This is a genomic window from Desulfurivibrio dismutans, from assembly GCF_029210385.1.
In the GTDB taxonomy this organism is placed as follows: Bacteria; Desulfobacterota; Desulfobulbia; order Desulfobulbales; family Desulfurivibrionaceae; genus Desulfurivibrio; species Desulfurivibrio dismutans.
The window spans coordinates 1-15,298 of sequence record NZ_JARGDQ010000001.1 but is presented as its reverse complement, the minus strand read 5'-3'; the positions used below and the strand labels follow the sequence as shown (position 1 = coordinate 15,298).

Genomic DNA, 15,298 nt, shown 5'->3' with positions numbered 1-15,298 from the left:
ATGCAGACAGATCAAGCGGAGCGCGCAAAGAAAGCATGACCCGGGCAAGCATCATAGTTATCGGCGTCGGCGACGACGGCCTGAGCGACCGACAGCGCCGGGCCCTGGCCGGCTGCCGTTGTCTGATCGCCGGTGAACGGCTTCGGCCGCTGGCCGCCGGGTTGGATATCCCGGTGGTACCGGTCACCCCGCTAAAGCGAGCCCTGGCCGCCATCGGTGAACATCTGCCACTGGGGGACGTGGGGGTGCTGGCCAGCGGCGATCCGCTCTTTTTCGGGATCGGCCGTACCCTGTTGCAAAACTTTGCCCCGGAGCAACTGGCGTTTCTGCCGGCACTCTCCACCGTGCAGCAGGCCTGCGCCCGCTTCCGGCTGCCCTGGGACGATGCCCGGATCATCAGCCTGCACGGCCGGACAACCAGCAAGGCCGACGTTACTGATCACGGGGTGGGGCAGGTGGCGTCTGCTGGGACGGCGATACCTGCTTCGACACGTGAGCCGGCCCGATCACCGCTTTCGGCGGTGTTCCGTGATCGTTTACAGGCCGACTGGTGGTCGGCCACCGGCGCCCTTTTGACGGCCCCCAAGACCATTATCTTCACCGATGGCCGCCGTTCGCCGGATGTAATCGCTGCCCGCCTGCGGGACTACCTGACGCTGGTGGGCGCCGAGCAGGTATTGGCCGCCACCCGGGTGCTGGTGGCGGAAAACCTGGGTGGCCCGGAAGAACGGCTGACCACCGGCAGCCTGGACGACATCGCCGGGCAGCGGTTTGCCCCGCTTAATATCATGATTCTGCTGCGGGCCGAAGGATCCGTAAACGTTCAGCAGCTTGCTGGACCTGGTGAACATCGGCAGGAACCCGCAAGCGGCGACGGTGAACCGGCAAGCAAGGTGGCGGGGAAATTAGCCGCCGCCGGGCCAAGCAACGGGCCAGCGAAGGCGACCGCCGAGCTTCCAGCCGCCCTGGGCCTGCGAGCCGAGGAAATACGCCACAGCCGGGGGCTGATCACCAAGGATGAGGTGCGGGCCGTCACCCTGCACAAGCTTCGTCTGCCCGCTGCCGGCGTCTTCTGGGATCTTGGCGCCGGCAGTGGCTCGGTGAGCCTGGAGGCCTCCCGGCTGGCCCCCGGCCTGGCCGTTTACGCGGTGGAGCGGCGGGAAGAGGAACTGGCCAACATCAAGGCCAATATCGTCAACCTGGCCGCCTTCACCATCCGGCCGGTGGCCGGTGAGGCCCCGGCGGCCCTGGCCGCCCTGCCGGACCCGGACCGGATTTTCATCGGCGGCAGCGGCGGCTGCCTGGCGGAAATTCTCGCCGCCGCCCTGCCCCGCCTGCGCCCCGGCGGCCGGGTGGTGATCAACGGCGTCACCGCCGCCACCAAAGCGCAGGCCCCGCTTCTGCTCCATCAGCATGGCTGTACGGTGGAAGTAACGGAAGTCAGCATCAGCCGCCGGTGGGAGACAGTCACCAGCCCGGCGGATGCGACGGGTACGACGGGCACGGCAGATCCGGCGGGTACGGCGGCGGCCGACCCCGGCACCGAAATCAGGCTGAACCCCATCAGCATTATTTGCGGCCAAAAACAATGAAGAGGACGACCTCACTAAAATCGGCCAGCGGGCCAGGGCAACGTCAAAGTCGCATGGCTTCCGGACGGGGGCCAAACCCACTGACCTTGAAGAATTTCCAGCCAATGAACCACAACCACAAATGAGAAAAGAGTTGACCAACATGGACCTTAAAAGCGAACCCGCAGCTACCGGTTTCACCACCCCACCCTCCCCGAACACCCCGAACTCTCCGGGAGGACGGCACCAACCGGCCAAGGGACCAAGCGCTACCAAGCCCGCCGTGGCCGGCACCCTCCATATTATCGGCGTCGGCCCCGGCGACCCGGAGCTGCTGACCCTGAAGGCCGTTCGGCTGCTGAAGCAGGCGCCGGTCTGGCTGGTGCCCAAAGGCTGCCGGGAAGGCGACAGCACCGCCCTCAACATCCTGGCCCAGGTGGTGGACCCCGCCGGCAAGGAGGTGATCAGTCACCATTTCCCCATGCTCAAGATTCGCATGAACCAGCCCCCGGCCCCGGAAGTGGCCGCCGCCTGGCGGGCAGCGGCGGAGTTGGTGCAAGAGCGGCTGAGGGCCGGGCATGACGTGGTCTTTCCCACCCTGGGCGACCCCGCCATCTACAGCACCGGTTTTTATCTCTGTGAAACCCTGCTGGAACTGGCCCCCAAAGCCAGGGTGGAGATCATCCCCGGGGTTTCGGCCATGGGCTCGGCGGCGGCCTCGATCCGGCAGCCCCTGTGCCTGGGGGATGACCGCCTGGTAGTGCTTCCGGCCACCTTTGAAAACGGCCGCCTGCGCGAAACCCTGGAGAATTTCGAAACCGTGGTGCTGATGAAGGTCCACCGGGTGATGGACCGGCTGGTTCCCCTGCTGGCGGAAATGCAGTTATTGGACAAGGCGGTGCTGGTTGAAAAATCCGGCCAGGAGGGCGAGCTGATCAGCCGCGACCTGACCGCCGCCATGAACCGGGAGATGCATTATTTTTCCACCATCATCGTCAGAAAATAAACCGTAAGCGGTTACGGGGCACCGCATCTTGCGGCGATCGGGCCGGCTCACGTACTGATGTACGCTTCGCCGTCCCGCTTGTCACAACCTGCGGCACCCCGTGACCGCTTAGCAGTTAACCACTTTGATTTGGTAAACGGACCAGCAACCTTTAGAGGAGCAACTGTGAACAATTCCGCCAACATCATCCATTTTGTCGGGGCCGGACCCGGTGATCCCGAGCTGATCACCGTCAAGGGCCAGCGGCTGCTGGCTGAAGCCGAGCTGATCGTCTATACCGGCAGCCTGGTGCCGGAAACCCTGCTGGCCGGCCTGACGGCGGAAATCCACAACTCCGCCGGCCTGACCCTGGATGAGGTGATCGAGCTGCTGGCCGCCGGCTGGCGCCGGGGCCAGCGGGTGGTGCGGCTGCACACCGGCGACCCAGCCATTTACGGGGCCATCGGCGAGCAGATGGCGCGGCTGGGCGAACTGGGCATTCCCTGGCGGGTAGTGCCGGGGGTCAGTTCGGTGACCGCCGCCGCCGCCGCCCTGAGCGCCGAATTAACCCTGCCGGAGGTGAGCCAAAGCGTGATCATTACCCGCCGGGGCGGCCGCACCCCGGTGCCGGAGCGGGAACAGCTCCCCGCCCTGGCCGCCTGCCAGGCCACCATGACCATTTTATTAAGTGCCGGGATGATGGACGAGGTTACCGCTGACCTGCTAATCGGCGGTTACCCGGCCGACACCCCGGCGGCGGTGGTGGCCAATGCCAGCCAGCCGGAAGAGCTGATCGTTCGCGGCACCCTGGCCGATATTGCCGGCAAGGCAAGAGAAGCGGGAATCAGCAAGACGGCGATCATCGTGGTGGGCAAGGTGCTGACGGCGGGCGCGCCGCCGGCGCTGTCCAAGCTCTATGATCCGGATTTTTCCCATGGTTACCGATAAACGGGCGACCACAGGGCCGAAAGCGGTTAACAGCCCGGCTTGCACAGACGAACTATGCGGCACCGGCCTGCTTGCCGCGACCTGCGGCCCTGCTACACCTTTACCATCTTATTGGGGTTAACCGAGAACTGTTGATGAAAATCGGAATTCTAGCCATAACCGCCGGGGGGCGGAAGCTGGCGGCACAGCTGGCGGCCGAGCTGGACGGGGCCGAGCTGGTGCCGGTGGACGACGGCATCAAGGCCGCCCTGGCCGGGGCCTGGCGCCGTTACCACGGCCTGGTCTGCGTGATGGCCACCGGCATCGTGGTGCGGGCCGTCGCCCCGCTTTTGCGCGACAAACATCAAGATCCCGGCCTGGTGGTGGTGGATGAAGGTGGACAGCATGCCGTCAGCCTGCTTTCCGGTCACCTGGGCGGGGGCAACGAGTTGGCCCGGCGGGTGGCGGCGGTCTGCCGGGGCCGGGCGGTGATTACCACCGCCTCCGATGTGCTGGGCCTGCCGGCCCTGGATCTCTGGGCCGACGGCCAGCAACTGGTTCCCGCCCACCCGGAGGTGATGACCCGCGCCGCCGCCCGGCTGGTCGATCAGGGCGCCCTGCGGGTCTACAGCGAGACGGCGGTGGACAGCCTGCCCGCCGGGCTGGAACTGGTCGCCGAACCGGCGGCGGCGGAGATCATCGTCTCCATTCGCACCGACTGGCCGCCGACCACCCTGCTGCTGCATCCCCGCTGTCTGGTGCTGGGCATCGGCTGCAATCGGGGCACCCCCGCCCAAGAGATGGCGGCGGCCATCGACGAACTGCTGGCCGCTCATCGGCTGGCCCCGGCGGCCATCCGCAACCTGGCCAGCATCGATTTGAAACAAGACGAACCGGGCCTGCTGGAACTGGCCGCCAGCCGCCGCTGGCCCCTGACTTTCTACAGTAAAGACGAACTGAACCAAGTGGCCGGCCTCAAGCCGGCGCCGGCGGTACTCAAGGCCACCGGCGCCGGCGGGGTGGCCGAACCCGCCGCCCTGCTGAGCAGCGGCAACCATCAACTGATGATAAGGAAACAAAAATGGCGCAACGTGACTCTGGCCCTGGCCCGGGCAAAATTTATCTTGTCGGCACCGGTCCCGGCGGCCCGGAACACCTGACCGGGGCGGCCATTGCCGCCCTCAACGACGCTGACTGCATCGTCGGCTACCGCACCTACCTGGAACTGATCCCGGATCTGCTGGCGGGCAAGGAGGTGATTTCCTCGGAGATGATGAAGGAGGTAGAACGCTGCCGCCGGGCCCTGGAGCTGGCCGAAGAGGGACGAACGGTGGCCCTGGTCTCCGGCGGTGACCCCGGCATCTACGCCATGGCCGGGCTGGTCTTTGAGCTGGCGGGGGCAGAAGACGGAAGACGGAGGACAGATGACCGGGAAGGGGCGAACGAACCCTTGTTGACCGGGAGAGGGGGGGTAAACGAGGACGAAATTTCCGCCGGTGACGCGCAAAACCAACTTCACGCTAAGGCTCGCACCGGCAGGGGAAAGGACCGGGGCAACATCAACATCGAGGTGATCCCCGGTATTGCCGCCCTCAATGCCTGCGCCGCCCGGCTGGGAGCACCCCTGATGCACGACTTTGCCGCCGTCAGCCTGTCGGACCTGCTGACCCCCTGGGAGACCATCGCCAAGCGGTTGCAGGCCGTGGCCGCGGCCGATTTTGTCACCGTGATCTACAACCCCCGCTCCAAGCGGCGCACCGAGCAGATCGTCAAGGCCCGGGAGATTTTTCTTGAGCACCGCGACCCGCAGACCCCGGTGGGCATTGTCACCGCCGCCACCCGGCCGGAGGAAAAGATCATCCTCACCACCCTGGCGGAGATGCCGTTTGCGGACATCGGCATGCAGTCCACGGTGATCATCGGCAATGCGCAGAGCTACACCTGGAACGAGCTGCTGATTACCCCCCGGGGCTACGGCAGCAAATATAATCTGCAACCGGCGGCATGACCACCATGTTCCCTGTCAACCACGGCCATAAAAAAGGCAACGTATCCAATCACGATGTCCACGGGGTAAGCGGTCACAGGGTGCCGCAGGTTGTGGCAAGCGAGACGGCGAAGCGTACCTCAGTACGTGAGCCGGCTCGATCGCCGCAAGATGCGTTGCCCTGTGATCGCTTACAGGGCAACGGCCGGCGGGCCGCCGCCATCATGCTCCAGGGCACCGGCTCCGATGCCGGCAAGTCGATCATGGCCGCCGCCCTGTGCCGCATCCTGCTCCAGGACGGGGTGCGGGTGGCGCCCTTCAAGGCCCAGAACATGTCGCTCAACTCCTTTGTCACCCGTGACGGCCTGGAGATGGGCCGGGCCCAGGTGGTCCAGGCCCAGGCCGCCAGAATCGACCCCGACGTGCGGATGAACCCGGTGCTGCTCAAGCCCTCCAGCGAGGTGGGCAGCCAGGTGATTGTTAACGGCCGGCCGGTGGGCAACATGAAGGTGGCGGAATATATTGCTTACAAGCCCCAGGCGGCCGCCGCCGCCCACCGGGCCTACGACGAGCTGGCGGCGGAGTACGACGTCATCGTCCTGGAGGGGGCCGGCAGCCCCGGCGAGATCAACCTCAAAAGCCACGATATCGTCAACATGGAGATGGCCCGCTACGCCGCCGCCCCGGTGCTGCTGGTGGGCGACATCGAGCGGGGCGGGGTGTTTGCCTCGCTGGTCGGCCATTTTGAATTGATGGAACCCTGGGAGCGGGAACTGCTGGCCGGTTACGTGATCAACCGTTTTCGTGGCGATGCCAGCCTGCTGGACCCGGCCCTGGAGTTTATGATCAGCCGCACCGGGCGGCCGGTGCTGGGGGTGGTGCCCTATCTTAGTGATCTGGGCCTGCCCCAGGAAGATTCGGTGAGCTTCAAGCAGGGGCTCTACACCCGTAAAAGCACCGGCCCCGCCGACCTGCGCCTGGCGGTGATCGACCTGCCCCATATCTCCAACTTCACCGATCTCGAACCCTTCCTGGCCGAACCGGACGTGGCCATCGGCCTGGTGCGACGCCCCGAGGAACTGGGTGAAGCGGATGTCATCATCCTGCCGGGCAGCAAAAACGTCATCGCCGACCTGGCCTTTTTGCGCCGCACCGGCCTGGATGTCGCCATCACCGAAGCCGTGACGGCGGGCAAATGCGAGATCGTCGGCATCTGCGGCGGCTTCCAGATGCTGGGCCGGACCATCGCCGACCCCCTGGGCCTGGAAACCGTCACCGGCAACCCGGATATCAACAGTACCAGCCGTAGCAATGACCAGCACCAATCCCCGCCGCCACAGGCGACAACCGCCACCGCCAACAACGGGGAGCCGGCATCACCGCCGGCGACCGCCACCTGCCGGGTCACCGGCCTGGGCCTGCTGCCCCTGGAAACCACCTTGGCTCCGGAGAAAACCCTGGTGCAGCGGCGTTTCACCCACCTGGCCTCGGGCCTGGAGGTCCACGGCTACGAAATCCACCACGGCCAAAGCCAAGTGGAGGGCGCCCCGGCCCTGCAGGACGGCCCCACCCCGGAAGGCGCCTGCTCCCCCAACGGCCTGATCTGGGGCAGCTACCTGCACGGAATCTTCGACGCCGACCACTTCCGCCGCTGGTTCATCGACCGCCTCCGCCAGCGTAGGGGGCTGACCCCTTTAACAAAAATCCAGGCCCCCTACGACCTGGAACCGGCCTTCGACCGCCTGGCCGCCACCGTCCGCCAGGCCCTGGACATGGAGCAGATTTACCGCCTGCTGGATAAAGGGAATCCATGACACCTGAGCAAGATAAAATCCCGCCGTTCCTCGCCTCGTGGGAGTGGCTGTGATGCTTACCTTTTCCCCCCTGATTGTCGCCCTGGCCTTTTTCATCGACGCTCTGGTCGGTGACCCGCCGCGGCTGCCCCACCCGGTGCGGCTGATCGGCGCCGTCATTGTCCGGCTGGAAGCCTTGCTGCGGCGGCTGAAAAATTTGCGGCTGGCCGGAGTGCTGCTGGCGGCGGTGGTGCCCCTGGGCGCTTGGGCGGCGGGGCTGGCCCTTACCCGTTTGGCAAGCGGCGGCGGGGGCTGGGCGGGGCTGCTGGCGGCTTTGCTGGTGCTTTATCTGGCCGCCGCCACCATCTCGGCGCGGGAGTTGCTGCTGCGGGTGCGAGAGGTTCTGGTCTGCGATGATCTGCAACGGGCCCGGGAACTGCTCAGCCATATCGTCGGCCGGGACACCGCCGCCTTGGATGCCGACGGGGTGCGGCGGGCGGCCCTGGAAACCCTGGCGGAAAACGCCTCCGACGGTATCGTCGCACCGCTATTCTACCTGGGCCTGGGCGGGCTGCCCCTGGCCCTGGCCTACAAGGCGATCAATACTCTGGATTCCATGGTGGGGTATAAAAATGAAAAATACGTCGAACTGGGGCGGGCCTCGGCCCGGCTCGATGATCTAGCCAACTATCTGCCGGCCCGGCTCACCGCCCTGCTGATCATCCTGGCCGTCTGGCTGCTGGACTACGGTCGACCTAGCCGGGCCACCGCCGCCTGGCGGATCATGCGGCGGGACGGCCGCAACCACGCCAGCCCCAACAGCGGCATTCCGGAAGCGGCCCTGGCCGGCGCCCTGGGTATCCAGTTGGGCGGCCCGACCAGTTATTTCGGCCAACTCAAAGACAAACCCTTTATCGGCGACAACCGGCATGATCTGCGCGCCGCCGGCCAAGACGCCCGGGCCATCATCCGCCTCACCGCCCTGCTGGCCCTGCTGACGGCAATCCTGCTAGCTTCGTAACCGAACAGCCGCACCGCACCTTGTGGCGAGCAGCCAGGCTTACGTACAGGAGTACGCGGCGCCTGGCTGCTTGCCACAATCTGCGGCACGGCTGCTCGGTTACGGCCCGTTACATCAGCAAGTTATTGGCTCTGGTGTTTTGGTTACCCGGGGCTTACGCCGGAGAACTGTACCGCTGAACGTTTACCACAAGTGCCACCACGAGGTATTTTCATGCAATTAACCACCACCCCCCACGGCGGCAACCTGCGCCAACTGGCCGCCCAAGCCGGACGCCCGGAAGAGGAACTGCTGGACTTCAGCGCCTCCATTAACCCACTGGGGATGCCGCCGGCGGCCCGCCAAGCGATCATCGACACCATCGACCGGCTGGGCCATTACCCCGACCCCCTGGCCGGGCAACTGGTAGCGGCCATCGCCGAGGCCTACCGGGTCAACCCCGAGCTGCTGCTGGCCGGCAACGGCAGCACCGAGCTGATCTACCTGGCCCTGCGGGTACTCAAGCCCCGCCGGGTGCTGCTGACCGCCCCAGGGTTTGGTGAATATGAACGGGCCGCCCGGCTGGCGGGGGCGGAAATCAAGTGGCTGCGCTTGAGCAGGAAAAAGGAGTTTCGCATCGAACCGGCACCCTTCATTGCCGCCATGGCCGACTGCGACCTGGCCCTGCTCTGCAACCCCAACAACCCCACCGGCCACGCCTTAAGCCGGGACGAAGTAACGACCATTGCCGACGCCGCCAAAAGCCACCGCTGCCACCTGCTGCTGGATGAGGCCTTTGCCGACTTCTGCCCGGAGGTCTCCCTGCTGGGCCATTGCCACAATACTCACCTGCTGATCCTGCGCTCCCTGACCAAGTTCTACGCCCTGCCCGGCCTGCGGCTGGGCTTTCTGCTGCTGCCGCGCCGCTTGCGCGCCGCTTTCCTGGCCAACAAGGAACCTTGGAGCGTCAACACCCTGGCCGAAGCGGCCGCCGGCGCCGCCCTGACCGATGAAGAATTCGCCCACCGCAGCCGCCGCTTCATGGCCGAGGAACGGCCCTGGCTGGCCAACGAACTGGCCCGGCACACCGGCGCTAAAGTCTACCCCGCCACCGCCAACTACCTGCTGCTGGAAACCCCCCAAGCCCCCGCCCTGCTCACCGGGCTGCTGCGGCAAGGCATCGCACTGCGCGACTGCGCCAATTTCCGCGGCCTCAATGCCCATTTCTTGCGCACCGCCGTCCGCAGCCGCCGGGAAAACCAGCGCCTGCTGGCGGCCCTGGCTGTCATCTTGTAAAATGCGGGGATCAGGACGGCCTAAAAACCGTATTCGCTCAACAGTTCGTCGACCAGATCCTGCTTGAGCGAAGACGGAGTGCTGTCGTTATACACCTCGCGCAACAGTTCCTTTTTCTTCTCGATATTGGCCGCCGAACTGTCTTTCTTAAGATTTAACACCACCAGCACCTCAATGAGCCAGTCTCGCACCTGGTTGAGATCGGCGATCTGCTTTTCCATCCGCTGCCGGGCGACATCCTGGTACGACTGGGAGGCAATGATATCATAAACCGCCGCCTTAATTTCAGCCACTAACGCCACATTGTCGGCTTGTTCCTGCTGGCCTGTGCCACCAAGCCGCTGCTCCAGCAGCTCGGCCTGAACAATCACCCTGTCGGCCTTGTCCAGCACCTCCCCGGTGGCCTGTTCCATCAACTCCACCACATCCCGGGCATTACCGACCAGAAAAGGCGCCTGCTCTCCGGCATTGGCCAGCGGCGTCTGCATGGTCCGCATGTTGAGCAGCATGGTGTTGATCTGTCTGGCCAGCACCGAAAGCAGCCCCTCGGCGTCAATTTCCGGCGGAGTTTCCTTAAAATCACCCCGGAGCAGGGCATCGGTAATGTCCACCAGGGCCTTGAGCTGTTCTTCCATTTGCGGATTGTGGTCGTTTGCCATTTAGTCACTCATCCCTTGAAAATATAGGCAGCCAAAATCCGGCAGTTGCCTCGTTTACTCTCAACCGTTAGCGATAACGTGACTGCTCCCGGTAAAACTGCTGCTTATCAGCATACATCCTTTTATCCGCCTCTTTGAGCAGGGTCGCGCTGTTTGCCTCACCGACATCAGCGTCAATACCGGCCCACCCAAGGCTGAGGGTAATGGGAAATTTTTCGCCGTTGTCCAAATCCAGCTGCTGGTGGCGGAAAACCTGATTTTTCAGGCGCTGGACAAAATGGCCGGCATCAACCTCCGGGCAGTTGGACATCAACAGCACAAATTCGTCCCCCCCGGTTCTGGCCACGATATCGGTGGGCCGCAGGCTTTTCTTTAGTTCCTGCGCAACGGTAACGATCAACCGGTCGCCGGCCTCATGGCCGTATTCATCGTTTAGTTTTTTAAGCTTGTTAACATCGGCCAGGACCAATGAGTAAGGGGTGCCGTACTCGTTGAACTTGTCCTGTTCCTCTACCAGGGCCTTATTAAGATAGCTGCGGTTAAACAGCCCGGTAAGCCCGTCGGTATTGGCTTCATCTTCCAGTTGCCGCAACAGGATCTGGTTCTGGAAATAAGCGCCCAGGGGCTCAAGAACCAGTTTGAGCTTATCTTTTTGCTCCTCGGCCAGCACCCCTTCCATGATCACCAGACCGATCCGCCGGCCCGTGGACCCCACCAACGGCAACTGGGTTCCTGCGGACCAGGGAAGCACCGGGGATGGGACCAGCCCAGCCGATAGATCCTGAGAAAACTCCCTGGTAAGACAGGCCTTCCTGATCCGCTCGAAATCGGCCGCTTCTATTCCCCGCTGCTGGCTCAGCCAGAGCACCCCCGGCCGGGTACTATGCACCAGTACGGCCGCCGCCCCCCGGTGCAGCACCGGCAAAATGGAATGCAGGAAATAGACCGCCACTTCCAGGCCGTCATTTTCCTGTTGCAGATAGGTGCCGAAATCCACCAGCAGCGAAAGTAATTGATTCTTGTTGGCAATTTCCTCGCGATGTTCGCGGATCTGACTGATCAGTTTCACCTGCCGGGTGTTGTCGCGAAAGAGCAGCAACCCGCCCCGGCCGTTGGGCCCGGCAGAAAAGATCTCGGTAACAATCCGCCCGTCGATCTCGTGACTTTTTTTCTGCCCGGCGGCCCAGGCGAAGCCGTGCCGGGCCGGGCAATCCGGACATGGCGCGGCGCGCCCCAACAAAGCGAAACACTGGGAGTTATCGACGGCCAACATCTTTTCCGCCTCACTGTTTTTCCGCTCGACACGAAAGGCTTCATCCACCGCCACCAGGGCATCGGGCAGGTTGTTCATCAATTGAGCCAGAAAATCCTGCTCGGCCGCATTGCGACGGCGGCTGCGCTCAAGCAGCACATTTTTGGCCAGCAGCTCTTTTTTATGTAACTCAGAGCGCCTGAGCAGACTGATCTCTTCCGTCACATCATGGATGGTCAGCAACTGATATCCCTGCCACGACCGGCAGTAGATTTTAAGATGCATACCACCGTTTTTCCCGTTAATGGTAAGCGCCTGGCGACCTTGACGAGCGCCGGCGGCAGCACCGGCCGCAGGGCAGGTGGCGCAAGTAACATCGTCTTTAGCGAACAGGCTTTGGCAGACTTTCTCCGCCAGCTCCACCCCGGCACGATCCAGCATTTCCCTGGCCCACTGATTGGCAAAAAAAAGCCGGCCATTATCATGGCAGAGCAATAAACCGGTCTGGATCATATCCAGCAGTTGCTCGGCGGGAAGCTCAGTGTCTGCGGGAAGCTCAGTGTCTATGGAATTAACCGGGGTCTGCATCTGTCACTCAAGTAGAAAATAAAGCCGATAAGCCGAAAACCACTTTGACCGTCATTACATGGCCGTGGCCATAGACGCACCAGGCTTGATTGTAAACTTTGCCAAGAACAGAAAACTACAACAAAACTTACCTTAACATAAAGTTGACACAGCCGCGAGATCAAAGCAACCATTAATTTTAGACGTAATCACAAATGGTACTTCAATGTAACATTGCCCGAGGAAAACATTAAACTACCTGACAAAAACATTCAATCACCGGAGCCAACCTGCTTGCGCAGCCCCTTGATCCTGGAAGTGCGGGTTTTGGCGTCCATCCGTTTTTTCCTGGCGGCCTTGGTGGGGCGGGTGGGTTTGCGTTTCTTAGGCTCCCTGGTTACCGCCGCGATCAGTTCGCGCAAACGCTGGCGGGCCTCCTCCTTGTTCTTCTCCTGGCTGCGATGGCGCGCCGCCTTGATCACCACCACCCCGTCGGCGGTGATCCGCCGGTCGCTGAGGGCCAGCAGCCGCTCCTTGTAAAGCTCCGGCAGGGAGGAGGCCCGGATATCAAAAAAGAGCTGGATGGCGCTAGCGACCTTGTTGACGTGCTGCCCGCCCGGCCCGCCGGCCCGGATGGCGGTAAATTCCAGTTCCGTTTCCGGTATGGTCAGTGTTCTGTTAATGCGCATATTTTTCACCTTTTCCGGCAAGCTTTTGCTTGCAACCACCAACGTTGCCGGCCACACCGGCCCGCCTGCCACAATCGCAGGGACCCGTCAAAGTCATTGCTGTGGCCCGGGGGTGGCGGCCGACTTTGACGTTGCCCTGGCCGAGGTCGACAAGAAGCTTGCAAGAAACTCGGGTTCCGGCTAACTTTGCCAGGTTTGCAAAAAGCAGTCAACCAAGGGGTGCCTCCGGCCATTGCCGGGGGAGAATAGGAAACCGGGTGAAAATCCCGGGCGGTCCCGCCGCTGTAAACGGTTAGCGATCTCGAATAAAGCCACTGTTCCGCTGAACGGGAAGGCTCGGGAAAGCGTTGATCCGTGAGCCAGAAGGCCTGCCCCTTGGTCGGAAACCGGTTCCCGCGCGTGACGGGACCTTTCTGGAGATGATGGAAAAGTCTCCAGCCATTTTAGCATGGCTGGGGGCTTTTTTTGTTTTTGCCCCCGCCACAACCTTGAACAAGGAGAACAAGGTCATGGCAACTCAGATTGAACGGGCAAGGGCAGGAGAAATTAGCGACGAAATGGCCCAAGTGGCCGCCGCCGAAGGGGTGGCCGTGGAAATGGTGCAAGAGGGCGTCGCCCGGGGCACCATCGTCATTCCCTGCAACCACGGGCGGCAGCAGCGGGCGGTGGGCATCGGCCGAGGCCTGAGGACCAAGGTCAACGCCAGCATCGGCACCTCCAGCGACATCATCGATTTCGCCGCCGAGGAGACCAAGGCCAAGGCCGCCGAAGAGGAAGGGGCCGACACCCTGATGGAGCTGTCGGTGGGCGGCAATCTTGACGAAGTCCGGCGCCGGGTGCTGGCCGCCACCGCCCTGCCGGTGGGCAACGTCCCCCTCTACCAGGCCTTCTGCGAGGCCTCCCGCCGCTACGGCAACCCCAACAAGCTGGATGAAGAGCTGTTGTTCGACCTGATCGAACAGCAGTGCGCCGACGGCATCAGCTTCATGGCCATCCACTGCGGCATCAACCTCTATACCATCGAGCGGCTGCGCAAACAGGGCTACCGCTACGGCGGCCTGGTCTCCAAGGGCGGCACCCAGATGATCGCCTGGATGCTGGCCAACAACCGCGACAACCCCCTGTACACCCAGTTCGACCGGGTGGCGGAGATTTTGCGCCGCCATGACGTGGTCCTGAGCCTGGGCAACGGCATCCGGGCCGGGGCCATCCACGACTCCTCGGACCGAGCCCAGGTGGCGGAACTGGTGATCAACTGTGAGCTGGCCGAACTGGGCCGGGAGATGGGCTGCCAGATGATGGTGGAAGGGCCGGGCCACGTGCCCCTGGATGAAATCGAGGGCAACATCCAGTTGCAGAAGCGGATGTCCGGTGATGCCCCCTACTACGTGCTGGGGCCGCTGCCCTGCGATATCGGGGCCGGTTACGACCACGTCACCGCTGCCGTCGGCGCCGCTTCCTCCTCCCGCTACGGCGCCGACCTGATCTGCTACATCACCCCGGCCGAGCACCTGGCCCTGCCCAACGAGGCCGATGTTCGCGAGGGCGTGCGGGTGGCCAAGCTGGCAGTCCACATGGGCGACATCGTCAAGCTGGGCAACCGGGCCAAGGACCGGGACCGGAACATGAGCCGGGCCAGGCGGGACATGCAGTGGGATCAGCAGTTTGAGCTGGGTCTGTTCGGCCCGCAAGCCCGCCAGATCCGGGACAGCCGCAGCCCCGGGGACCAGAAGACCTGCACCATGTGCGGCGAGTTCTGCGCCGCCAAGAACGCCGAGGCCATCTTCAGCGACTGCACCAGCCCGGCCAAGCGGTGAGTCAAACTGTTCAGGGAATGATTCCGGTGTTGCGGATTACTTTGACCGCCCGATAACCGACGGTCACATCGACATGGGTGCCGGGTCGAGCCGGTGGGTCGCCGACGTAGGGCCGGCCCTGGCGATCGAAATAGACGGCCTGGAAGGAATCGACAAAATTCAGCCGTTCGGCCACCACGGTGATATCTTCCTCGCCGGGAAGAATACGGTGGGTCTGCTCGCCGTCGGCCTCGATGACAACCATTTGATAGCTGCCCCCGTTGCGCCGGATGCCCCAGAAACGGGGATCTTCCGGCCCCTGCGCCTCCATGGCCCGCGCCTGGGCGTATCGCAAATGGGTTTTCAGATCGGCGACCTGGGCATTGTGTTCGGGGCCGCCCCCTCCTGTCCGACTGAAAAACACAGCCGCCAGCAGGGCCCCAACGAACAGGACAATCACCAGTTGGGGCAGGGCAAACCCACGGCAAGGATGTCGATGGCTGAATTTAAAAACTTGTAATCTCATGGTTTCTCCTTAAAACAAGTTGCGACCGACGTCTTTTAAGCGATAAGTTAGCAATTTTGAGAGCTTGACAGTGCCACCCGGATCGACCATGTTGATCCGGGTTTTTTGATCCAACCTTAACCCGAGAGTTTTGCTTATGCTAGCGGTTTTACCGCTTTATCTGGCCCTCGGCGCGGTGGCCGGGGTGCTGGCTGGGCTGCTGGGGATCGGCGGCGGGCTGGTGATCGTGCCGATGCTGGTCTTTGCCCTT

13 protein-coding genes and 1 riboswitch are annotated in these 15,298 nt (G+C 63.2%); of the genes, 9 read left to right on the top strand and 4 right to left on the bottom strand.

The window, feature by feature from the left end; genetic code table 11:
• The first annotated feature begins 35 nt into the window (after window positions 1-35).
• From cbiE to cobD, 8 genes are all read left to right on the top strand, one after another.
• Window positions 36-1,592: a precorrin-6y C5,15-methyltransferase (decarboxylating) subunit CbiE gene (gene cbiE, locus P0N66_RS00065; protein ID WP_275801911.1), complete on the top strand. Its 1,557-nt coding sequence runs from the start codon at window positions 36-38 to the stop codon at window positions 1,590-1,592.
• A 142-nt stretch (window positions 1,593-1,734) separates the two neighbouring features.
• Window positions 1,735-2,577, top strand: coding sequence for a precorrin-2 C(20)-methyltransferase (gene cobI, locus P0N66_RS00060; RefSeq protein WP_275801910.1), 843 nt, complete (start codon window positions 1,735-1,737; stop codon window positions 2,575-2,577).
• Between the two features lie 165 nt (window positions 2,578-2,742).
• Window positions 2,743-3,504: a precorrin-4 C(11)-methyltransferase gene (gene cobM / locus P0N66_RS00055; protein ID WP_275801909.1), complete on the top strand. Its 762-nt coding sequence runs from the start codon at window positions 2,743-2,745 to the stop codon at window positions 3,502-3,504.
• A 134-nt stretch (window positions 3,505-3,638) separates the two neighbouring features.
• A complete protein-coding gene (locus P0N66_RS00050; protein ID WP_275801908.1) occupies window positions 3,639-4,643 on the top strand; it encodes a cobalt-precorrin 5A hydrolase in 1,005 nt (334 codons plus the stop codon).
• Window positions 4,565-5,491 (top strand): precorrin-3B C(17)-methyltransferase, encoded by a 927-nt coding sequence (locus P0N66_RS00045; protein ID WP_275801907.1) that lies wholly within the window; start codon window positions 4,565-4,567, stop codon window positions 5,489-5,491. Before P0N66_RS00050 ends, P0N66_RS00045 begins: the two co-directional genes overlap by 79 nt.
• On the top strand, window positions 5,488-7,284 hold the full coding sequence (locus tag P0N66_RS00040; protein ID WP_275801906.1) for a cobyric acid synthase: 1,797 nt from the start codon (window positions 5,488-5,490) through the stop codon (window positions 7,282-7,284). Before P0N66_RS00045 ends, P0N66_RS00040 begins: the two co-directional genes overlap by 4 nt.
• 52 nt (window positions 7,285-7,336) lie before the next feature.
• Window positions 7,337-8,284: an adenosylcobinamide-phosphate synthase CbiB gene (cbiB, locus tag P0N66_RS00035; protein WP_275801905.1), complete on the top strand. Its 948-nt coding sequence runs from the start codon at window positions 7,337-7,339 to the stop codon at window positions 8,282-8,284.
• 213 nt (window positions 8,285-8,497) lie between these two features.
• A complete protein-coding gene (cobD, locus tag P0N66_RS00030; RefSeq protein ID WP_275801904.1) occupies window positions 8,498-9,559 on the top strand; it encodes a threonine-phosphate decarboxylase CobD in 1,062 nt (353 codons plus the stop codon).
• A gap of 20 nt (window positions 9,560-9,579) precedes the next feature.
• On the opposite strand, the gene P0N66_RS00025 is transcribed toward cobD, so the two are convergent.
• From P0N66_RS00025 to arfB, 3 genes are all read right to left on the bottom strand, one after another.
• Window positions 9,580-10,218, bottom strand: coding sequence for a hypothetical protein (locus P0N66_RS00025; RefSeq protein ID WP_275801903.1), 639 nt, complete (start codon window positions 10,216-10,218; stop codon window positions 9,580-9,582).
• Window positions 10,219-10,285: 67 nt separating this feature from the next.
• Window positions 10,286-12,058: a sensor domain-containing diguanylate cyclase gene (locus P0N66_RS00020; RefSeq protein WP_275801902.1), complete on the bottom strand. Its 1,773-nt coding sequence runs from the start codon at window positions 12,056-12,058 to the stop codon at window positions 10,286-10,288.
• A 251-nt stretch (window positions 12,059-12,309) separates the two neighbouring features.
• Window positions 12,310-12,726, bottom strand: coding sequence for an alternative ribosome rescue aminoacyl-tRNA hydrolase ArfB (arfB, locus tag P0N66_RS00015; RefSeq protein ID WP_275801901.1), 417 nt, complete (start codon window positions 12,724-12,726; stop codon window positions 12,310-12,312).
• A gap of 200 nt (window positions 12,727-12,926) precedes the next feature.
• A riboswitch (cobalamin riboswitch) is annotated at window positions 12,927-13,116 on the top strand.
• Window positions 13,117-13,235: 119 nt separating this feature from the next.
• Between arfB and thiC the strand changes: the two genes are divergently transcribed.
• Complete coding sequence (gene thiC / locus P0N66_RS00010) at window positions 13,236-14,543, top strand: phosphomethylpyrimidine synthase ThiC (RefSeq protein ID WP_275801900.1); 1,308 nt, start codon at window positions 13,236-13,238, stop codon at window positions 14,541-14,543.
• 10 nt (window positions 14,544-14,553) lie between these two features.
• On the opposite strand, the gene P0N66_RS00005 is transcribed toward thiC, so the two are convergent.
• Window positions 14,554-15,048: a pilus assembly FimT family protein gene (locus tag P0N66_RS00005; protein WP_275801899.1), complete on the bottom strand. Its 495-nt coding sequence runs from the start codon at window positions 15,046-15,048 to the stop codon at window positions 14,554-14,556.
• Window positions 15,049-15,298 lie beyond the last annotated feature (250 nt).